We start from the raw sequence: 19871 nt of genomic DNA on the forward strand, positions 1-19871 counted from the left end.
ATTGTGGCGGGTTCGCACGGGGTCTCCGTGGCGCGACCTGCCACTGGCTCTGGGCAAGTGGAACAGCGTCGAGGGCCCGAGGGATCGCATGTGCAGCTGATAGCGCCACAGAACGGACCGATCCTCCGCCTTCGCCTGATCCGGAAAGCGGCCGAAAAAAAGCGAAATCCCTTCGGTCATGTCCCTTTGCGAATGGACTGCACCCCTGATGTGAGACAGGGAAACTAGTGTCCCGATTCTGAAGTTTCGATGATTTTCTTTTGGTTTTCAGCGATCTCGATGGTGCGCAGACAGAAGCGCTTGATCGAGGCGAGGATGTCGTCAGCGGACTTTGTCCAGCGGAAGGGTTTGGGATTGCTGTTGACTGTGTCGATGTAGCTGAGGATGGCTTCTTCGAGTTCGCGGGTGGAGCGATGGACACCGCGCCGTAGCTGCTTTTCGGTGAGCAGAGCGAAGAAGCGCTCGGCTTGGTTCAGCCACGAGGCGCTGGTTGGCGTGAAGTGGATGTGCCAGCGGGGATGACGAGCGAACCATTTGCGGATCGTCGCCGTCTTGTGGGTGGCATAGTTATCCATCACCAAGTGGACGTCGATGTCGGTCGGGACGTTGGCCTCGATGGTGCGCAAGAACTTGAGAAACTCCTTGGCCCGATGACGCTGAAAGCAGCGCCCGATGACCTCGCCGGTGGCGACGTCGAGGGCCGCAAACAATGACGTCGTACCGTGGCGCTTGTAGTCGTGGCTGCACCGCTCCGGCTGGCCGGGACGCATCGGCAGTAGAGGTTGCGTACGATCCAAGGCCTGGACCTGGCTCTTCTCGTCGACGCTCAGCACCAGAGCGCGCTCGGGCGGCGCCAAGTAAAGGCCGACGATGTCGCGTACCTTCTCGACGAAGAAGGGATGGCTGGAGAGCTTGAACGTTTCGCTGCGGTGCGGCTGCAGCCCGAAGGCCTGCCAGATGCGGTGGATCGTCGAGGGCGCATGGCCCACCGCCGAGGCCATCGAGCGCAGGCTCCAATGGGTGGCATCGGGCGGTGTCTCCTCAAGAGTGAGGCGCACCACCTCGGCGACCTCGTCGTCGCCGATCTGACGCGGCGTTCCCGGCCGGGGCTCATCGTGGAGGCCATCGCACCGACGCTCGGCGAAACGTCGACGCCACTTGCCGACCGTATCTTCCGTCGCGCCAAGCTGGCGCGCGATTTCCTTGTTCTCACGCCCATCGCTAGCCAGAAGAACAATCCGCGCCCGTCGCGCCAGCCCCTGGGCCGTACTCCGACGACGCGCCAATTCCTCCAACTTCTGACGCTCCGACGCAGAAAGCTCAATCGCAACCGCCACTCGACCTCGTGCCATAATCAGCCTCCATGATTCAATCTACAATCATAGAAACTTTTCGATCAGGACACTAGGGACAAGTTGCGCTTGGAGGCATGACTGCCCTACGGCCAGCCATGCCTGCGGCTGATCTATCTCGAACTCCTCCGGCGAGCGGTAGTCGAGCGCCGAATGGAGCCGTTGGCGATTGTAGACCTGTTCGATGAATGCCCCAATGTTGTCGCGGGCTTCGGTGATATTGCGATAGGCCTGTCCTTCCACCTCTTCGGTCTTGAGGGTCTTCATGAAGCTCTCGGCCATGGCATTGTCGTAGGGGCAGCCGAGGCGGCTCATGCTCGGCAGGATGCCGATGGCGTCGAGACGGGCCACATAGTCGCCGCTGGCGTACTGCACGCCCCGATCGGAGTGATGGATCAGAGCGCCGGCGGTGATCTCGCGCCCGCTCAGCGCCATCTCCAGGGCATCGAGGGCGAGAGCGGTGCGCAGATGGTCGGCCAACGACCAGCCCACCACCCGGCGGCTGTAGGCACCCAGGATCACCGCCAGATAGGCGAAGGCCTCGGCCAGGCGCACATAGGTGATGTCGGCTACCCACAACTGATTGATAGCCATCGGTATCAGCCGCCGGGCCAAATTGGGGTAAATCCGAAAGCGGTGAGCGCTGTCCGTCGTCGCCGGAACGAAAGCCTTTCGCCGCAGACACAGCAAATTGTCCTCCCGCATCAGCCGGTTGACCCGCTTGTGGTTGACGCACCAGCCCTCGCGGCACAGCAGCGCGCCAATTCGCCGATAGCCGTAATGGCGATTGCCCAACGCCAGGCGCTGGATAACATCACGCAATTCCGTTTCTTCCCGGCGCGGCTCGCTGGCCCGCCAATGCCGGTAGTAGCCGGCCCGGCTCACCCCGGCGATCTCGCACATCCGTCTCACCGTCAATCCGCCTTGCCGCCGCGTCCACGCCTGGATAAGGGCGTGCACGCCGTCTCGCCAGGCCGATCGCTCGGCCGGGCTGACGCCTCGAGATGCTGCAAGGCTTCCTTGAAAAAATCCGCTTCCAGTGCCTGCTGGCCAACCTTCCGCTCCAACTCGGCAATCCGTTGACGCGCTTGCGCCAATTCCTGCCCGGGACCCTTGCCTGCCCTGCGCTTCGGCAATGCTCCGCCTCGACGGGCTCCCACAACAACCGTGCCTTTGCGCGGACGGCCCGGCGGCCGAAGCGCATCGGCGCCACCAGCGCGATAGGCGTTGCGCCATTCGTACAAAAGCTTGCGTCGCACCCCAAGCTCCCGTGCCAGAGCGCTGACGTTCTCTCCGGACTCCATGCGAGACACAGCCGATACCTTCAGTTCTCGGCTCAAAACAACTGCTCTACCACCGGACATGCGTTCCTCCTCTTGGAACTGTCCCTAATTTTATCTGTCTCACATCAGGGGTGCAGTCCAACCTCATCGACCCCATCGACCCCAGTTATCGACCCCAGTTATCCCTCCGCCGCCGCCTCCAGCGCCGCCAGGATGCGTGGCGGTGACATCGGCAGGGCGCGAAGCCGCACCCCGGTGGCGTCGCGCACGGCGTTGGCCACTGCCGCCAAGGTGGGCACGATGTTGGCCTCGCCGGCTCCCTTGACGCCATAGGGGTGCAAGGGGTTCGTGACCTCGACCAGCACGGCCTCGATCATCGGCAGGTCCGAGGCCACCGGCATGCGGTAATCGAGGAACGAGGGATTTTCGAGGTGACCCTCGGCGTCGTAGAGGTATTCCTCGTTGAGCGCCCAGCCGATGCCCTGGACCACGCCGCCCTGGATCTGGCCCTCGACGTAGCCGGGATGGACGGCCCGGCCCACGTCCTGGGCCGCGGTGGCGCGCAACACCGTCACCTTGCCGGTTTCCGGGTCGACCTCGACGTCGCACATCACCGTGGCCACGCCGGGACCCGAACAATCGGCGTTGACCGAGGCGCGGCCGCCGATGGGGCCGCCAGTGGTGGCCTTGGCGGCGGCGATCTGGGCCAGCGAGAGCGGCTCGAAATCGCCCACGTTGCTGCCCGCCGGCCTGGCCTCGCCGTCCTCCCAGGTGACGCCTTCGGGATCGACGTTCCACATCAGGGCGGCGCGCCGGCAGAGCTCGGCTATGACCTCGTTCGCGGTATTGATCACCGCCAGCCCGGTGGCCAGGGTCACCCGGCTGCCACCCGAGAGGAAAGTAAAGCCCACGTTGGCGGTGTCGGCCACGCTGATGCGCACGTCGTGATAGTCGATGCCCAGGGTCTCGGCCGCCATCATGGCCAGCGAGGCGCGGCTGCCGCTGAGGTCGGGGCTGCCGGTAGCCACCACCACGGTGCCGTCGTCGTTGACGTGCATGGTGGCCGAGGATTCGCCGCCGGCATTGAACCAGTAGCCCGAAGCCACGCCGCGCCCCTGGTTCTCGGCCAAGGGCGCCCGGTAGTGCGGGTGCGTCATCAGCGCCTCGACGGTCTCGGCATAGCCGATGTTCTTGAACGTCAAATCGAAAACCGTGGTGCTGCCGTTGCGGGCGGCGTTCTTGAGGCGCAATTCCAGCGGATCGATGCCCAGTTTGCGGGCCAGTTCGTCGAGCGTGCTTTCCACGGCATAGGTGGCGACCGGCGAGCCCGGCGCCCGATAGGCCGCGGCCTTGGGCCGGTTGACCACGACGTCGTAGCCCCGGGATCGGGTATTGGCCAGGTCGTAGCGGGTGAAGGCAACCATGCAGGCGTTGACCATCGGCGAGCCGGGGAAGGCGCCGGCCTGGTACATGAAGCTGGCCTCGGCCGCCGTGATGGTGCCGTCGGCGCTGGCGCCCAGCTTCACTTTCATGGCGCTGCCGGACGTCGGGCCCGAGGCCTTGAAAACCTCCTGGCGGTTCATGGCGAGCTTGACCGGCCGGCCGCTCTTGCGCGCCAGCACCAGCGCCACCGGCTCGACGTAGACCACGGTCTTGCCGCCGAAGGCCCCGCCCACCTCGGCCTCAGTCACCGTCAGGTCGGCCTGCTTCATGCCCACCAGCTTGGCGGTCATGGCGCGCACCGTGAAGTGGCCCTGGCTCGAACACCAGATCTCGCCGTGGCCCTGTTGGTCGTAGCGCGCCAGGCAGGCATGGGGCTCGATGTAGCCCTGGTGCACCGGTTGGGTGGTGAATTCCATCTCGACGATCTGGTCGGCCTGGGCAAAGCCCCGTTCCACGTCGCCGACCCCGAACTCGGCGTACTTGGCAACGTTGGAAGGCGTATCCGGGGCCGGCTCGAGGCCGCGGGTGATCATGTCCTCGTGCAACAAAGGCGCGCCCGGCTGCATGGCCTCGACCACGTCGATGACGTGGGGCAGCACCTCGTAGTCGACCTTGATGAGCTTGAGCGCCCGGGCCGCCACACGGGCGCTGGTGGCGGCCACGGCGGCCACGGTGTGGCCCTCGTATAGCGCCTTTTCCCGCGCCATGACGTTGCGGCTGATGTGGGCGAAATTCGCTTCCAGCCGGTTGGGTCCGACGTAGGCAAAGGGCAGTTCGGGAAAATCGGCCGCCGTGACCACTGCCTTGACGCCGGCCAGCGCCTCGGCCTTGGAGGTATCGATGCCGAGGATGCGAGCGTGGGCGTGCGGGCTGCGCAGAATGCGGCCGACCAGCTGGCCTGGCAGCGAAAAATCGGCCGCGAAGCGGGCCGCGCCCGTGACCTTGTCGACCCCGTCGGGACGCACCGGACGGCTGCCCACCCACCGATAAGTTTTTTCGGCCTCGTCGTTCATGGCGAATTCCCAAACTCCTGGCAATGACTACGCGGCGGCATGATATGGGCCGGGATGCCAAGGACACAAGAGAGCCGCTTGCCTGCCGGCGGGCGAGGCGAAATACTGCCTGTTCCAAAGCAAGGACCAGAATCCATGGATCTCGAGTATTCCGACAGGCACAAGGCGCTGCAGGAAGAAGTCCGGCGCTTCATCACCGAGCACGGCGAGCACTCGCCCAAGACCGGCGGCGGTCGCAAGCGGCCCGACCAGCAGGCCTTGGACTGGCAGCGCCTACTGCTGGAAAAGGGCTACGTCGGCCGTTCGATTCCCACCGAGTACGGCGGCTTGGGGGCGGAGCCCGACGTTCTGGTCACGGCCATCATAGCCGAGGCCTTCAACCAGGCCGGCCTCTCGCCCGGCCTCATGAACCAGGGCATCTCGATGCTGGTGCCGACGCTGCTGGAGGTCGGCACGGAGGAGCAGCGCCGACGCTGGATCGAGCCCACCATGCGGGGTGACATCATCTGGTGCCAGGGCTATTCCGAACCGGGTGCCGGCTCCGACTTGGCGGCCGCCCAGACCCGGGCCGAGATGGTGGACGGTGAATTCGTCATAAACGGCCAAAAGATCTGGACCTCATCGGCCCATTACGCCGACATGATGTTCCTGCTGGCCCGCACCGAGCCCGACCAGCCCAAGCACGCCGGGCTCAGCTACCTGTTGCTGCCCATGACGGCGCCGGGCCTCGAGGTCAGGCCGCTGCGCACCATGACCGGGCGGGCCGAATTCAACGAGGTCTTCTTCAGCGACGTGCGCCTGGCCGCCGACCAGATCGTCATGCAGCGCGGCGACGGCTGGAAGGTGGCCAACATCACGCTCAAGTTTGAGCGCACCATGATCGGCGATCCCGGCAAGGCCATGAACCGCCTCTTGCGCATCCGCGAGCTGATGGAGACGACGGTGGTCGACGGACGGCGGCTGATGGAGCAGCCGGCATTTCGCGACAGGTTGCTCAGGCTGCAGGGCGAGGTGCTGGCCGCCAAGTACCACGGTCTCAGGCTCCTCAGCGACCAGGCCCGGGGCGAAGAATCGGGAAGCGGGGGCATCGGCCGGCAAATCCTCAAATTGGCCGGCACCCAGCTGGGCCACCGCTTGTCGGCGCTGGCGGTCGACGTGCTGGGTGCCGCCGGCCTCAACTACGAGCCCCGCGGCGAGGACGTCGAGGACGACGACGCCACCACCTGGCATATTGACTACATGTACGACATCGGACTGCTGATCGGCGGTGGCACCTCGCAGATCCAGAAGAACATCATCAGCGAACGCGGCCTGGGCATGCCGCGCGAGCCAAAACCGGCAAGCCCGGCGGCAAAGAGAGGTTGAGCCATGGAATTCGGCCTGGGAGAACAGCAACGCCTGCTCGACGACAGTTTGCGTGCCCTGCTGGCCGACGGCCTGGCGCTGGAAAGCCTGCGCACCATCGCCGAGGCGGGCACGGGCCACGACGACGATCTCGGCCAAAGCCTGGCCGAGCTCGGCCTCTCCGGCTTGCTGGTCCCCGAAGCCCTGGGCGGTGCCGGCTTCGCTATGCTCGACGCCGCCGTGGCGGCCGAGGCACTGGGCCATGCCGCCGCGCCTCAGCCCTTCCTGGCCAGCGCCGTGATGGCGCCGAAGGCACTGGCCGAAAGCGGCAGCGAGGCGCAGCAGCGGGATTGGCTGCCCCGGATCGCCGCCGGCGAGGCGCAATTCGCCATGGCCTTCGACGGCCTCACCGGCGGCACTGCAGCGAGCGACCTGAAGCTCGACGGCAAGATCCTGTCGGGGCATCTCGAAGGCGTCCTCGATGGCGCCGGGGCCAGCCACTTGCTGATTTACCTGGCCGACGGCCGGGCGGCCCTGCTCGAGACCGCGGCCGAGGGCGTGAGCCTCGCCCTGCGGCCCAGCCTCGACCGCACCCGGCCGCTGGCCGAGGCCAGCTTCGAGGGCGCTCCGGTGGAGATTCTCGATGCCGCCAACCAGCCCCTCGAGGCGGCCCGCAACGTGATCGCGGCGGGCCGCGTGATGCTGGCCGCCGACACCCTGGGGGCGGCCCAGAAGATGCTCGACGACGCCATCGCTTATGCCGGCGAACGCGTCCAGTTCGGCCGCGTCATAGCCAGCTTCCAGGCCGTCAAGCACCTCTGCGCCGAGATGGTAACCATGCTCGAGCGCCCTGCCGGGCGCTGGTCTGGTATGCGGCATACGCCCAGGACATCGCCGCCGAGGATGCCCTGAGCGTGGCCGGCCACGCCAAGGCCCACCTGGCCGAAGTGGGCCGCGAGGTCTCGCGCAGCGCCACCGAAGTCCACGGCGGCATGGGTTTCACCGATCTTTTGGGCCTGCACTACTGGTTCAAGCGCGTCAGCTTCAACCGCCAGGTCTTGGGCGGCCCCGAACGCTGCCGCCACGACGCCGCCCTGGCCCAGGGCTGGATCTCGGAGGAAGCCGGATAAGACAACAACCGATTTGCCGCAGCCTTGAAACGCTTCAGGGCTTGACCGCCTCGGCGAGCCCATCGATGGCGGCCTGGACGCCGCCTCGGCCGTGCGGCAGCTCCAGCGCCGCCAGGGCCATTTCCACTACCCCCAGGGTGCCCAGGATCATCGGCGCATTGACGTGGCCCATGTGGGCGATGCGGAAGGCTCGGCCGCCCAGGTCGCCAAGCCCGATGCCCAGGATGAGGCCGCAGCGTTCGCGGCAGTAGTCCAGCAGCGGCTGGGTATCGCCGCCTTCGGCCAGCAAGATGGAGGTCACCGAATCGGCACGCTGGCTGGGCTCGCGGATATTGAATTCGAGCGCGCCCCCTTCGCCCCAAATGGCGACGGCGCGGCGCACCGCCTGGGCCAGCAGGCGATGGCGCTGGAAGACCGCCTCCAGGCCCTCCTCGAACAGCATGTCCAGGGCCTGGCGCAGGCCGAACATCAAGTGCTCCGGCGGCGTGCCGCAGTATTTGTCGTAGTGCCTGGGGCCCTCGCGCTTCGTCCAGTCCCAATACATGCTGCGCGGCCCGACCTCGGCGTGGGCCGCCTGGGCCCGCTCGCCGGCGGCTATGAAGCTCAGTCCCGGCGGCGTCATCAGGCCCTTTTGCGAGCCGGTGATGGCCAGGTCGACGCCCCATTCGTCCATTTCGAAGGGCATGGTGGCCAATGAGGCGATGGCATCGACCAGCAACAGCGCCTCGTGTCCGGCCGCCGCGCGGGCTGCGCTGATGGCGGGAATGTCGTTGACCACGCCCGAGGCGGTGTCGACCTGGGTCACCAGCAAAGCCTTGAAGCGGCCCTCCTTGTCGCGCCGCAGGCGATCCTCCAGCGCCGCCGGATCGACGGCCCCGCGGGGGTCGCCGGGCAGCACCTCGACGTCGAGCCCTAACGTCGCCGCCATCTCGCCCCAGCGGTTGGCGAACATGCCGCTCTCCAGCACCAGCACCCCTTGGCCCGGCGCCAGCACGTTGATCAACGAAGCCTCCCAGGCACCGTGGCCGTTGGAGGCATAGATGTAGGTGCGGCCGGCGCTGCGAAAGATCCGCCGCAAATCTTCCAGGCAGCTTTCGGTGACGCCCAGCATCGAGCCCGAATAGAGGTCGACGGCCGGCCGGTGCATGGCACCGAGGACGGCATCGGGGACGTTGGTGGGACCAGGTATGGCGAGAAATTCGCGGCCGTGGCTAACGCTCATCTCAGGTATCCTTCGTTGGGTGCATATGCTCCGAACGGAGGGGACAATAAGCCAACACATAGGCTTTCGCCAGAGTGTGCTAGCCGCGCTATTCTGTCGCATTGATTTTCGCCGAGGCGCGGGTAAGGTAACGGCTGCACGATCAAGCTTCAGCCCAAAAAAGCACGAGGGAAGAGCGGAAACATGAACAGAATTCTCCTGGGCACCACAGCCCTGGTGGCCGCCGGCCTGATGGCCGGCGCCGCCGCCGCCGCGGACAAAGTCAAGATGGGGGTCGGCGGCTACTTCCACGCCCAGAGGGTTTTCGCCAGCCAGGACGATAGCGCCGGGGTCGACCTGACCGCCGGCAGCGCCGATGACGAACCCGGCTTCAACCGGCGCTCGCACAAGCTGACGCGCGAGGGCGAGATTATCTTCAGCGGCTCGACCAAGCTCGACAACGGCGTCGAGGTCGGGGCCCAGGTGCAACTCGAGGCCGAGACCTGCGGCGACCAGATCGACGAAAGTTACATCTGGTTCTCGGGCAGCTTCGGCCGCTTTCTCATCGGGGCCGAAAATTCGGCTTCCTACCTGATGCTGATCACGCCGGGCGGCACCATTCCCGGGCTGGGCTTTTCCGATCCCACCTTCCGCCACTTCGCCATCGGCAACGGCATCGGCGCCAACAACAGCGCCGGCGGCCTGCAGAAGATCAGTCCCAACTCGGATTCCGAGAAGCTGACCTACTTTACGCCGCGCATGTCGGGCCTCCAGCTCGGTATCTCGTACACTCCCGAAAGCTGCGAAGAAGGCACGGGTTGCGGTGGCACCTATGCCGGCTTCCAGAACGACCACGGCTCGGGCCAGCAGTCCGAGGTCGTCGACCTCGGCGCCAACTACAACCGCAAGGTGGGCTCCCTGGACGTCGGCCTTTCCGGCTCCTGGTCCGGCGCCAGCGCCGCTAACACCGAAGACCGCGGCGCCTGGGGCATCAGCGGCAGCCTGGGCGTATCCGGCATCAAGGTCACCGCCGCCTATGTCAACGACGACATGGGGGTCTCGACCAACAATTCCGAGTTTTCCTACTTCGGCCTGGGTGCTTCCTACGCCATGGGCCCCTGGACCATGGATCTGGAATACGGCAGCTTCGAAGTGGGTACCGGCTTGGTGCCCGGCAACGACGAATTGTCCGCCGTCGAATTGGGTGCCAAGTACGCCTTCGGCCCCGGCATCACCATGGGAGCGGCGGTGCAGTTCATTAATCTCGACGACAGCCGCACCGGTACAACCGGCCAGAATCAGGAAAACGACGCCACCGTGTTCGTGCTGGCGACCAGTATCGGATTCTAGTTCGGCGGAAACTGACGACGAATAAGGGGGCGGGCCCGGGTCCGCTCCCCTTTTTCGTGGCCGGCCGAAGAAAGGACAGCCATGACCGAGCTCAAATCCCAATTCCTGATGACCCTGACCATCGAACTGGCGGATTCGTTTGCGCTCGGCCAAACGCCGGCCGGCCGGCGCAAGATCGATACCTTCCGTGGCGGCCACTTCAGCGGCCCGCGCCTCGAGGGCATCATCCTGCCCGGCGGCTCGGACGCGCTCTTGGAGGGTGCCGACGGCGCCTTCCGGCCCGACGTGCGGCTGACCATGCGATGCCACGACGATGCCCTGATCTGGGTTCATTATCACGGCGTACGCCACGGCCCGCCCGAGGTGCTGGCGCGCATCGCCGCCGGCGAGACGGTACCGGCTTCGGATTATTACCTGCGCAACGCGCTCAGTTTCGAGACCGGCGCCGAGAAATACCATTGGCTCAACCGCATCGTTGCCGTCGGCGTCGGCGAACGCCTGCCGGGCGCGGCGCGTTACGAGGTCTTCGAGATCCTCTGAAGCCTGATCGACTATGCGACGCCTATTTTGCCAGGACCATCCCGACGAGTTGCAGCTGGAGGCCGCTGTGCTGGAGGGGCGCCCCGGAGCGACCAGGCAACGTTGCGCATCAATCTGGACCTGCCGGATACCGATAACGACTGCGTCCGTGCGCTTGAGGGGCCAATCAACGACGTGATCGCACGCGACCTGGCGGTTGGCAGCTTCTACCTGCCGCAAGAGGCCGCAGAGGCGGAGCCCGGCCTGTTCCGCAGCAAGGGCGTTTCGCCACCGCCGCAGGACGACGGCCTGGTTCGCATCGTCGAAATCACTGAGCTGGACCGCCATGCTTGCGGCGATACCCACCTGCGTTCGACCGGAGAAGCTCGTCGCATAAGCATCCTCAAGGTCGAGAACAAAGGCCGCCATAACCGCCGCTTCAGGATCGGTCTTGGCGAGAGGTAAGCCTGCCAACCGAGTCTCGCTGGGCATTCGACCCTTCACGCCGATCGATGCGGAGCACCGTGAGTGCTGCTACGAGAGATACCACCGAGCAAAACAGCATCGCGCCAACGAGCTCATAGACCCCGTTCTCCACGGTCAAAATCGCCCCCATGACCGACGTCAGCAGAGCCCCGATGCCAACTGTCAGCGCCCCGGTCAATCCCGCTGCGCTGCCGGCCAACTCCGGCCGCACCGAAAGCGCCCCGGCGTTGCTGTTGGGGTTCGTCAGGCCATTGCCGATGCCGACGAACACCGTGGCACCAAACAGCGATATTGCGTTTACCATCCCTGCCAGAAAAAGCCCCAAGCCCAACAACAGCCCGGCACAGGCCACAACGCGGCCGAAGATCATCATGGTGGTAAGCTGATGTCGCTTGGAGTAGCGCCCCGACAGGAAGCTGCCCAGAAAAAAACCTACCGAGATGGTTCCCATATAGAAACCCAGCTCCGCCGGCGGCAGCTCAAGCACTGTTCGCGCCACCAGGGGAATGCCGCTGAGGAAGGCGAAAAACGCTCCGATCGAGAAGGCCGTGCACAGCGCGTAACCCCAGAACCGCCGGGAGCGGAACAAATGGGGATAGGTTTGGAATTGCCTGGTGAAGGTCTCTGACGGCCGCTCGTTGGTTTCACCCAGATCGATCCAGCACAGCATGAACAAAGCCACACCCATCCCGGTGAAGGTCAAAAAGCTCGCCTGCCAACCAAACAGTTGATCCAAAACCCCGCCCAACATCGGCCCCAGCATCGGTGCAACCGCCATCGCCATGGCGATATAGCCCATCAGGCTGGCCGCTTCCCGCGCCGGCACCATGTCCCTGACCACCGCCTGCGACAGGGCCGATCCTGAAATGATGGCGCCCTGCAAAATGCGAAAGCCGAGAAAGACCCAGATATTGCTGGCCTGCGCGCAACCCAGCGATGCCAGCGCGAATATCGCCAGCCCCGTCAAGAGCACGGGCCGCCGCCCGTAACGGTCCGACAAAGGCCCCATGATCAGCTGCAACACCGCCGTGATCGCCAGGTAGCCGGCAATCGATAGATTCACCAGCGCATAGTCGGTGTGAAAATCCTCGGCCATGTTCGACAGCGAAGGCACGAACATGTTCAAGGACAGCACCGAAAGCGCCGTCAGCAGCACCAGCGTGAATATTCTCGGCGGAGAGGTGGCGGAATATCGCATGAGGTCCTTGCGGCTGGAAATGCCGGGCAGCGAACATTACGCCGGCCCAGAACCGCCCGTCAGGAGGTCTTCGAGCTACTCTGAGAGCGGATCAACTGCCGGAATAAAGCGGCACCTGGTCCTTGGATTTGCCGATGGTGGGATAAAGATCGGGCCGGCGCTGGTCCATCAGCGGGTAGCGCCGCTTGACCTCGTCGGCGAATGCGAGATCGATCTCGGCCGTCACTACGCCCTCGTCGTCGGACGCCGTGGCCACGATGGTGCCCCAGGGATCGACGATCATCGAGCGCCCCACGAAGGCCGTACCCGAGACCGGCTCGATGCCGTACTGCCCGGACGCCACCACCCAGCACTGGTTCTCGGTGGCCCGGGCGCGCAGGAAGAACTCCCAGTGGTCGAAGCGCGGGCTGAGGAAGGCCGAGGCGCAGACGATAACCTCCGCCCCCTTGAGGGCGAGTTCGCGGTAGACCTCGGGAAAGCGCAGGTCGGAACAGACCGAAACGCCGATCTTGGCGGCCTCGGTGGGAAAGACGGGCAGTTCCGTACCGGCCGCCACCTTTTTCGATTCCATGGCACCCGCCGCGATGTCGGGCCGGTTGGGCGCATCGAACAAATGCGTCTTCCAGTACTTGCCGACGATGGCACCGTCGGGGCCGATCAGCGGCGAGGAATTGTAAAAGACGTTGCCGTCAACCTCGTACATGGAGCCCACCACGTACATGCCGTATTGCTTGGCCTTCTCGGCCACCAGATCGGTGGTCGGACCCGGCACCGGCTCGGCGATGTCGAGATAGGCGGTGTCACTGGAGAAACCGATGCCGGTCCAGATCTCGGGCAGCACCACGAGCTCCGAGCCACGCCGACCGGCGACATCGAGAAAACCCATCATCTTGTCCACCGTGGCCGCCTTTTCCTCGTCATGCGAAGTGATCTGGACGGCCGACACCGTCATTGGCCTCTGTGGTCTCTGCGTCGACATAGGATTCCTCCCGCTTGAGCCAAGCTCCTCGACCATAGCCGATGGCCAGTGGATGCGGCAATCAAAGCCCCGGCGGACGCTGCAAGTGCCAAGATGTCGCCTGTTCGTAGGCCCGGGCGAGCTGCAGCAATTCGCCGTCGCCGAAATGCCGGCCGATAAGCTGCAGCCCCACCGGCAAGCCCTCGTCGCTGAAGCCGCAAGGCAAGGAAATCGCCGGCTGTCCGGTCAAGTTGGCCAGCCGCGTCAGGCTACCCAAAACCCGCGCCCCCTCGACTTCCGGTTCGCCCGCGATGGCCGGCGCCGGGAGCGGCGCGGTCGGCGCCACCAGGGCATCGAAAGCCGCCATCAGCGCCGCCATCTCGGCCCGCACCTCGCGGACTTCGATCTCCGCCTCCAAGAAGTCGACGGCCGGCACCCGGCGGCCGAGCTCGAGCCGGGCCAGCACGTCGGGCGAATATTCGGCGCCATGGGTGGCGATGTGGGTGGCGTGCACCTGATAGCTTTCGGGCAGCGCCAAAGCATTCCAGATCCGCCCCACCTCAGCCAGCCGCGGCGGCGCCACGTCGATCAGCTCGACGCCCAGCCCGGCCAGCACGCCAAGCGCCTCGCGCACCGCGGCGTCGACGCCGGGATGCAGGTCGGCGAACGTCTCGACCAGCACACCGACCCGGCGGCCCGATACCTTGTCGTCTAGGTTGGCGACGTAGTCCGTCACCTCTGCCCCGGCCGTGGAGGTATCGGCGGGATCGGGCCCGGCGATGACCTGCAGCATGATGGCCACGTCGCGCACGCTGCGCCCCAAGGGCCCGCCGTGGTCGAAAGCGGCAACCAGCGGAAAAATGCCCTGGCGGCTGGCCAGGCCGTAGCTTTGCTTGAGCCCGACGACGCCGCAAAGCGCCGCCGGGATGCGGATAGAGCCACCGGTATCGCTACCCAGCGCGCCGGCCACCAGCGAGGCCGCCAGGGCACAACCGGAGCCGCTGGAGGAGCCGCCACATACCCGCTCCAGGTCCCAGGGGTTGCGCGCCGTGCCATGGTGAGGATTGACCCCCGTGGGCCCAAAGGCGAATTCGTGGAGGTTTAGGAGACCCAGCAGAACCGCCCCGGCCGCCTTGAGCCGCGCCACCGAGGTGCTGTCGTGCCGGGGGGTGTCGCGGAAGAAGGCCGAGCCGCAAGTGCGCTCCCAGCCCGCCACCTGGAAGAGATCCTTGACCGCCAGCGGCACGCCGTGCAGCGGGCCGCGGTAGTGGCCGGCGGCAATCTCCGCCTCGGCCTGACGGGCCGCCGCCAGAGCCGCTTCGGCGTGGACGGAAATGAAGGCGTTGAGCTGCGGATCGAGACGCTCGATACGCTCCAGGTAGGTAGTCGTTACCTCGAGGGGCGAGATCTCACGGCCGGCGATCAGTTCGGCCAGCGCCGCGATATCGAGGTCAACCGGATCGCTGTTTGTCATGCGCGGCTCCCGAGGTCCGGCATTGACCCTAGCCCGCATTGCTCACCAGGTCATGGCCGGTGATTTGACAGGCCCCTGGCGGCTCTCCAGAATTCTCCGGACGTTCCCCGTCCGCCGAGAGAGGGCCCCGCCATGAGCCGTGAATCCGTCGCCGTCGGCGGCAATCGTTTCCGTGAATCCTTCGGTCGTTGCTTCGAGGACTTCAACGAAGGCGACATCTACGAACACCGCCCCGGGCGCACCATATCCGAGGCCGACAACACCTGGTTCACGCTGCTCACCATGAACCAGCACCCGCTGCACTTCGACGCCGAATACTGCCGCCACACCGAGTTCGGCCGCATCGTCGTCAACAGCGCGCTGACCGTCGCCATCGTCGCCGGCATGAGCGTCTCCGACATCAGCCAGAAGGCCATCGCCAATCTGGGCTGGACCGACATCCGCATGCCGGCCCCGGTATTCAACGGCGACACCTTGACGGCCGAATCCGAAGTCCTGGAAAAGCGTGAATCGAAGTCCCGCCCGACCCAGGGCATCGTCACCGTCGAGACCCGAGCCCACAAGCAGGACGGAACGCTGGTGATGAGCTACCAGCGCACCGTACTGGTGCCCAAACGCGGCCACAGCGTCGATGACAAGATGGCGGCGGCGGCGGCAGAGGGAGCCTGACCATGTCGGAGGAAATTCTCAACCGGGCCGGCGAGGCCTTTTCGCCGGAGGATGAAAGCCAGATCCTCGACGTCATCGGGCGCTGGCTGGAGCGTGACGTAGTGGACAAGGTCATGGCGCTGGAGGCGGCCGACGAATATCCCCACGAGATGGTCGAGCGCATGAAGGAGTTCGGCCTCTTCGGCGCCACCATTGCCCAGGAATACGGCGGCCTGGGCTTGCCGGCCGCCACCTACGCCAAGATCGTCACCACCATCTCCGAGGTCTGGATGTCGCTGACCGGCATCTTCAACTCGCACCTGATCATGTCGGCGGCGGTCGAACGCTTCGGCACCGAGGAACAAAAACGCCGCTTCCTTCCGCGCTTCGCCACGGGCGAGCTGCGCGGCGCCCTGGCCCTGACCGAGCCCAACTGCGGCACCGACCTGCAGGCCATCCGCACCAAGGCCGTGCGCGACGGTGACGACTACGTCATCAACGGCACCAAGACCTGGATCTCCAACGGCATCGAAGGAGGCTGCGTGGCGCTGTTGACCAAGACCGACGCCGACGCCGAGCCCCGCCACCGCGGCATGACCTTGTTCGTGGCCGAGAAGGGCCCGGGCTTCAGCGTCAGCCGCAAGCTCAAGAAACTGGGCTACAAGGGCATCGATTCGGCCGAACTGGTGTTCGAGGACTACCGCCTGCCGGCCGCAAACCTGATCGGCGGCGCCGAGGGCCACGGCTTCCATCATGCCGTCGGCGGGCTCGAGCTGGGCCGCATCAACGTCGCCGCCCGCGGCGTCGGCCTGGCCAACGCGGCACTCAAGGAAGCCACCAATTATTCCCAGGTGCGCGAGACCATGGGCAAGCCCATCTGCCAGCACCAGGCCATCCAGCTCAAACTCGGCGACATGGCCACGCGCTGCCAGGCCGCCAAGCTACTGACCGAAGCGGCGGCCCAGGCCTACGACCGCGGCGAACGCTGCGACATGGAGGCCGGCATGGCCAAGCTTTTCGCCTCGGAAGCGGCGCTGGAAAACGCCACCGAATGCATGCGCGTCTTCGGCGGCTACGGCTATTCCACCGAGTTTCCCGTCGAACGCCTCTATCGCGACGCGCCACTGATGTGCATCGGCGAGGGCACCAACGAGATGCAGCGCATCATCATCGCCCGCCAACTGATCGCCAGGAACCCGGTATGAGTTTGCCCCTGGAAGGTATCAGATTACTGGCGCTGGAACGTTTTGGTGCCGGGCCCTATGGCTCGGGAAGCTTCGCTGATCTCGGCGCCGACGTCATCAAGATCGAGCACGCGAGCGGCGGCTTCGATACGGCCCGCGAGGGCGGGCCCTACTTTCTAGGCGATCATGATTCGCTATATTTTCAGAGCTTCAACCGCAACAAGCGCTCGTTCTCGCTCGACCTCAAGCACGACCGGGGCCGCGAAGTGCTGGGCCGCCTGGTGGCCAGCGCCGACGGACTGATCGACAACCTGCGCGGCGACCAGCCCGGCAAGCTGGGAATTACCTACGATGCGCTCAAGGCAGACAACCCGCGCCTGGTCTGCGCCCACATCTCGGCCTACGGCCGCGAGGGCGAGCGCAGCAATTGGCCCGGTTACGATTATCTCATGCAGGCGGAAGCTGGATTCCTCTCGGTCACCGGCGAGCCTGACAACCCGCCCGCCCGCTTCGGCCTTTCCATGGTCGATTTCATGACCGGCATGACGGCCGCCTTCGCGCTGCTGGCCGGCATCATGGCGGCACGGCAATCCGGCCAGGGCCGCGACATGGATGTCTCGCTCTACGATGTCGCCATGCACCAGTTGACCTATCCCGGGGTCTGGTATTTGAACGAAGGCCTGGTGACCGGGCGGGTGGCGCGCTCGGGGCACCCTTACGTGGCGCCCTCGCAGCTTTGCCGCACCGAAGATGGCTGGATCTTCGTCATGGCCCAGACCCAGAAGTTCTGGGAAATTCTGTGCCAGCGCATCAAGAGGCCCGAACTGGCGGATGATCCTCGGTTCAAGAGTTACGCCGATCGCCATGAGAACCGCGAAGAGCTGACCGCGGTGCTGGACGAAATACTATCGGCGCGCAGCACCGCCGAATGGATCGAAGTATTCGCCGGCGCCCTCCCCTGCGCGCCGGTCAACGACATCGCCCAGGCGCTCGACAATCCCTTCTTCGTCGAACGCGGCGGCATCCAGACCGTCGACCACCCCGACCGCCCCGACCTCAAACTGATCGCCAGCCCGATTCGCTTGGACGAGGAACTGCCGGGCCGCCCGGGCCCCAAGCTGGGCGCCGACACGGACGACCTGCTGCGCGAGTTGGGCTACGACGCCGACGAGATCGCCGCCCTCAAGGCCTCGGGCGCGGTCTGAGCGCCAGCAGGAGCCCCGCCATGAAACTCGAAGGTATCCGTGTTCTCGATCTTTCGCTCTTCCTGCCCGGGCCCATGCTGACCCAGATGATGGCCGATCACGGCGCCGAGGTAATCAAGGTCGAGCCGCCCGGAGCCGGCGAGCCCAACCGCGAGATCGACCTCAAGCGCGACGGCACCTCGGTCTTCTTCGCCAACACGCATCGGGGCAAGAAGTCGCTGCAGCTTAATCTCAAAAGCGACCAGGGCCGCGAAATCGTGCTGCGTCTGGCCGAAACTTGCGACGTAATGGTCGAGGCCTTCCGGCCCGGGGTGGTCGAGCGCCTGGGCGTGGCATACGAACAAGTCGCGGCCCGGGCGCCGCACATCGTCTATTGCTCGATCTCGGCCTTCGGCCAGGACGGCCCCTACGTGCGCCGGCCAGCCCACGACCTGGCCACCGAAGCCCTGGCCGGGACGCTCAGCGTCACTTTAGGTGGCGACGGCAAACCGGCCGTACCGGGCACCGCCACGGCCGATATCCTGTCCTCGCAGATGGCCCTTTCGGGCGTGCTGATGGCGCTGTTGAGGCGGCGCGATACGGGGCGCGGCGATTATCTCGACATGGCCATGATGGACGCCATGATGGCGGCGCTGCCCAACAATATGGGCGAGGTACTGGCCAACAAGCGCCAACCCGTGGTCAAGGACCAGCGCCCCTGGGGCGGCTATGCCATGTACGGCATTTACGAATGCGGCGACGGCCGTTTCGTGGTCATGGGGGCGTCGGAGGTTCACTTCGCCAAGAACGTGCTGGAGAAGCTGGGCCGGCCCGATCTCTATGACCTCTGCAAGCCGCCGCCGGGGCCCCGGCAGGAGCCGGTGCGGGCCTATCTTCGCGAGACCTTCAAGAGCCGCACCCAGGCCGAGTGGATCGAGTTCTTCGCCGACGTGGACTGCGCCTTTGCGCCTGTGCAGACCTTGCGCGAGGCGGCCGACGACCCCCAGGCCCGGCACCGCGGCATGATCGTCGAGGACCATCGCGGCTGGGAGCACATCGGCATACCCATCAAGTTCCGCGACGAGCCGGGCCAGCTCAGTTTCGAGCTCCCCGAGCTGGGCCAGCACAACGACGAAATCGTGCGCGGCCTGGGCTACGGCGACGACGAGATTGTCGCCATGCGCCAAAACGGGGTGTTTTGATGGCAATGCGCCGCTCTTTTTGCTGGCTTCTGGTGGCGTTCTTGCTGCTCTTGGCGCGGCCGGCGCTGACCACCTGGTCCATCGTCGCCATCGATACCGCCTCGGGCGAGGTCGGCAGCGCCGGCGCCTCGTGCACCGCTTCGGTCGGCGGCATCGTCGCCATCGTGCCGGGCAAAGGCGTCGTCGTCGCTCAGGCCGCCTCCAACACCAAGGCCCGCCAGAGGGCCGTCGCGATGCTAAGGCAGGGCTACGCGCCAAAGGAGATCGTGGCTCAGATCTCCGACGTCTGGTTCGACGCCAGCCGCGCCCAACAGCAATGCGGCGTGGTCGCGTTGGCTCGGGCCGGCGCGCCGGCCGGCTTCACCGGTGGCGAAACGGCTAACGCACACGCCGATCTGCAGGCCTACGGCGTCTCGGTGCAAGGCAACAGCATGGCGGATTCGAACTTCGCCCAAGTCATGCTGGCGGCCTACCGCCAGGCCCATCGCAACCCCGCCTTCCGTCTCGCCGACCGCCTGCTGGCGGCCCTGGAAGCCGGCGCCAAGGCCGGCGGTGGCGATAAGCGCTGCGGTCGCCGCCAGACCGCCACTTCGGCTTATCTGGTGGTGGCCAAACCGGGCGATGCACCGAACGCCCCCAGCCTGAGTCTGATCATCCCCGGCCAGCTGCGCGGCGAGGCCAACGCCGTCGAACTCTTGCGCTGGAAGTACGGCAAGTAACTCACATCAAAGCCGCATCGCTCCGTTTGCCCGGGTTGGTTTCAACCACAGAGATGGGGTAATCGGCGCTGAGGGTGGCTACTCTCCGAGCTTTTGGAACGTGGTCTGGATGTTCCAGCCACAAGAAGCGTTAAGGAGAGCAGCCATGAAGTACTATGCCGGATTGGACGTTTCGTTGAAAGA

19 protein-coding genes are annotated in these 19871 nt (G+C 65.6%); 11 read left to right on the plus strand and 8 right to left on the minus strand.

The window, feature by feature from the left end; all coding sequences use genetic code 11:
• Positions 1-224 precede the first annotated feature (224 nt).
• The 4 genes from QGG75_11925 to QGG75_11940 all read right to left on the minus strand — a co-directional run bounded on the left by QGG75_11925 (position 225) and on the right by QGG75_11940 (position 5091).
• Positions 225-1352, minus strand: coding sequence for an IS630 family transposase (locus QGG75_11925; GenBank protein MDP6067940.1), 1128 nt, complete (start codon positions 1350-1352; stop codon positions 225-227).
• 27 nt (positions 1353-1379) lie between these two features.
• Positions 1380-2255, minus strand: a complete 876-nt coding sequence (locus tag QGG75_11930) for an IS3 family transposase (protein ID MDP6067941.1) — start codon at positions 2253-2255, stop codon at positions 1380-1382.
• Between the two features lie 11 nt (positions 2256-2266).
• The gene (locus QGG75_11935; GenBank protein ID MDP6067942.1) at positions 2267-2716 is read right to left on the minus strand and encodes a helix-turn-helix domain-containing protein; all 450 of its coding nucleotides are present in this window, start codon (positions 2714-2716) and stop codon (positions 2267-2269) included.
• A 98-nt stretch (positions 2717-2814) separates the two neighbouring features.
• The gene (locus QGG75_11940) at positions 2815-5091 is read right to left on the minus strand and encodes a xanthine dehydrogenase family protein molybdopterin-binding subunit (GenBank protein ID MDP6067943.1); all 2277 of its coding nucleotides are present in this window, start codon (positions 5089-5091) and stop codon (positions 2815-2817) included.
• A gap of 135 nt (positions 5092-5226) precedes the next feature.
• Between QGG75_11940 and QGG75_11945 the strand changes: the two genes are divergently transcribed.
• From QGG75_11945 to QGG75_11955, 3 genes are read left to right on the plus strand one after another with little or no spacing between them, the layout of a single operon-like run.
• Positions 5227-6456, plus strand: coding sequence for an acyl-CoA dehydrogenase family protein (locus QGG75_11945; GenBank protein MDP6067944.1), 1230 nt, complete (start codon positions 5227-5229; stop codon positions 6454-6456).
• 3 nt (positions 6457-6459) lie between these two features.
• Positions 6460-7347: an acyl-CoA dehydrogenase family protein gene (locus QGG75_11950; GenBank protein MDP6067945.1), complete on the plus strand. Its 888-nt coding sequence runs from the start codon at positions 6460-6462 to the stop codon at positions 7345-7347.
• Positions 7348-7349: 2 nt separating this feature from the next.
• Positions 7350-7565, plus strand: coding sequence for a hypothetical protein (locus QGG75_11955; protein ID MDP6067946.1), 216 nt, complete (start codon positions 7350-7352; stop codon positions 7563-7565).
• A 34-nt stretch (positions 7566-7599) separates the two neighbouring features.
• On the opposite strand, the gene QGG75_11960 is transcribed toward QGG75_11955, so the two are convergent.
• Positions 7600-8787 (minus strand): aminotransferase class V-fold PLP-dependent enzyme, encoded by a 1188-nt coding sequence (locus QGG75_11960; GenBank protein ID MDP6067947.1) that lies wholly within the window; start codon positions 8785-8787, stop codon positions 7600-7602.
• Between the two features lie 183 nt (positions 8788-8970).
• Here QGG75_11960 and QGG75_11965 point away from each other — a divergent pair, with 183 nt between their 5' ends.
• From QGG75_11965 to QGG75_11975, 3 genes are all read left to right on the plus strand, one after another.
• Positions 8971-10116 carry a porin gene (locus tag QGG75_11965; protein ID MDP6067948.1) on the plus strand — a complete coding sequence of 382 codons (1146 nt, stop codon included), beginning with the start codon at positions 8971-8973 and terminating at the stop codon, positions 10114-10116.
• A gap of 81 nt (positions 10117-10197) precedes the next feature.
• The gene (locus QGG75_11970) at positions 10198-10656 is read left to right on the plus strand and encodes a DUF3237 domain-containing protein (GenBank protein ID MDP6067949.1); all 459 of its coding nucleotides are present in this window, start codon (positions 10198-10200) and stop codon (positions 10654-10656) included.
• A gap of 102 nt (positions 10657-10758) precedes the next feature.
• Positions 10759-11100 (plus strand): hypothetical protein, encoded by a 342-nt coding sequence (locus tag QGG75_11975; protein MDP6067950.1) that lies wholly within the window; start codon positions 10759-10761, stop codon positions 11098-11100.
• Here QGG75_11975 and QGG75_11980 read toward each other — a convergent pair.
• From QGG75_11980 to QGG75_11990, 3 genes are all read right to left on the minus strand, one after another.
• Entirely contained in the window at positions 11075-12319 is a 1245-nt protein-coding gene (locus tag QGG75_11980; GenBank protein MDP6067951.1) for a multidrug effflux MFS transporter, read from the minus strand. The genes QGG75_11975 and QGG75_11980 overlap by 26 nt on opposite strands.
• Positions 12320-12410: 91 nt before the next feature.
• Positions 12411-13265, minus strand: a complete 855-nt coding sequence (locus tag QGG75_11985; protein ID MDP6067952.1) for a nitrilase-related carbon-nitrogen hydrolase — start codon at positions 13263-13265, stop codon at positions 12411-12413.
• A gap of 94 nt (positions 13266-13359) precedes the next feature.
• On the minus strand, positions 13360-14751 hold the full coding sequence (locus QGG75_11990) for an amidase (protein MDP6067953.1): 1392 nt from the start codon (positions 14749-14751) through the stop codon (positions 13360-13362).
• A 132-nt stretch (positions 14752-14883) separates the two neighbouring features.
• Here QGG75_11990 and QGG75_11995 point away from each other — a divergent pair, with 132 nt between their 5' ends.
• From QGG75_11995 to QGG75_12015, 5 genes are read left to right on the plus strand one after another with little or no spacing between them, the layout of a single operon-like run.
• Positions 14884-15420 (plus strand): MaoC family dehydratase, encoded by a 537-nt coding sequence (locus QGG75_11995; protein MDP6067954.1) that lies wholly within the window; start codon positions 14884-14886, stop codon positions 15418-15420.
• 2 nt (positions 15421-15422) lie between these two features.
• Complete coding sequence (locus tag QGG75_12000) at positions 15423-16604, plus strand: acyl-CoA dehydrogenase family protein (protein ID MDP6067955.1); 1182 nt, start codon at positions 15423-15425, stop codon at positions 16602-16604.
• The gene (locus QGG75_12005; protein ID MDP6067956.1) at positions 16601-17788 is read left to right on the plus strand and encodes a CaiB/BaiF CoA-transferase family protein; all 1188 of its coding nucleotides are present in this window, start codon (positions 16601-16603) and stop codon (positions 17786-17788) included. Before QGG75_12000 ends, QGG75_12005 begins: the two co-directional genes overlap by 4 nt.
• A gap of 20 nt (positions 17789-17808) precedes the next feature.
• Positions 17809-18969, plus strand: coding sequence for a CaiB/BaiF CoA-transferase family protein (locus tag QGG75_12010; protein MDP6067957.1), 1161 nt, complete (start codon positions 17809-17811; stop codon positions 18967-18969).
• 32 nt (positions 18970-19001) lie between these two features.
• The gene (locus QGG75_12015; GenBank protein ID MDP6067958.1) at positions 19002-19688 is read left to right on the plus strand and encodes a DUF1028 domain-containing protein; all 687 of its coding nucleotides are present in this window, start codon (positions 19002-19004) and stop codon (positions 19686-19688) included.
• Positions 19689-19871: the final 183 nt, after the last annotated feature.

Source organism: Alphaproteobacteria bacterium (assembly GCA_030740435.1).
Classification (GTDB): domain Bacteria; phylum Pseudomonadota; class Alphaproteobacteria; order UBA2966; family UBA2966.

Coding starts and splice junctions, on each gene's coding strand:
- QGG75_11925 (MDP6067940.1), bottom strand. CDS start 1,352: ATGGCACGAGGTCGAGTGGCGGTTGCGATTGAGCTTTCTGCGTCGGAG.
- QGG75_11945 (MDP6067944.1), top strand. CDS start 5,227: ATGGATCTCGAGTATTCCGACAGGCACAAGGCGCTGCAGGAAGAAGTC.
- QGG75_11950 (MDP6067945.1), top strand. CDS start 6,460: ATGGAATTCGGCCTGGGAGAACAGCAACGCCTGCTCGACGACAGTTTG.
- QGG75_11970 (MDP6067949.1), top strand. CDS start 10,198: ATGACCGAGCTCAAATCCCAATTCCTGATGACCCTGACCATCGAACTG.
- QGG75_12005 (MDP6067956.1), top strand. CDS start 16,601: ATGAGTTTGCCCCTGGAAGGTATCAGATTACTGGCGCTGGAACGTTTT.
- QGG75_11940 (MDP6067943.1), bottom strand. CDS start 5,091: ATGAACGACGAGGCCGAAAAAACTTATCGGTGGGTGGGCAGCCGTCCG.
- QGG75_11965 (MDP6067948.1), top strand. CDS start 8,971: ATGAACAGAATTCTCCTGGGCACCACAGCCCTGGTGGCCGCCGGCCTG.
- QGG75_11980 (MDP6067951.1), bottom strand. CDS start 12,319: ATGCGATATTCCGCCACCTCTCCGCCGAGAATATTCACGCTGGTGCTG.
- QGG75_11935 (MDP6067942.1), bottom strand. CDS start 2,716: ATGTCCGGTGGTAGAGCAGTTGTTTTGAGCCGAGAACTGAAGGTATCG.
- QGG75_11930 (MDP6067941.1), bottom strand. CDS start 2,255: ATGTGCGAGATCGCCGGGGTGAGCCGGGCCGGCTACTACCGGCATTGG.
- QGG75_11995 (MDP6067954.1), top strand. CDS start 14,884: ATGAGCCGTGAATCCGTCGCCGTCGGCGGCAATCGTTTCCGTGAATCC.
- QGG75_11990 (MDP6067953.1), bottom strand. CDS start 14,751: ATGACAAACAGCGATCCGGTTGACCTCGATATCGCGGCGCTGGCCGAA.
- QGG75_12010 (MDP6067957.1), top strand. CDS start 17,809: ATGAAACTCGAAGGTATCCGTGTTCTCGATCTTTCGCTCTTCCTGCCC.
- QGG75_11960 (MDP6067947.1), bottom strand. CDS start 8,787: ATGAGCGTTAGCCACGGCCGCGAATTTCTCGCCATACCTGGTCCCACC.
- QGG75_12000 (MDP6067955.1), top strand. CDS start 15,423: ATGTCGGAGGAAATTCTCAACCGGGCCGGCGAGGCCTTTTCGCCGGAG.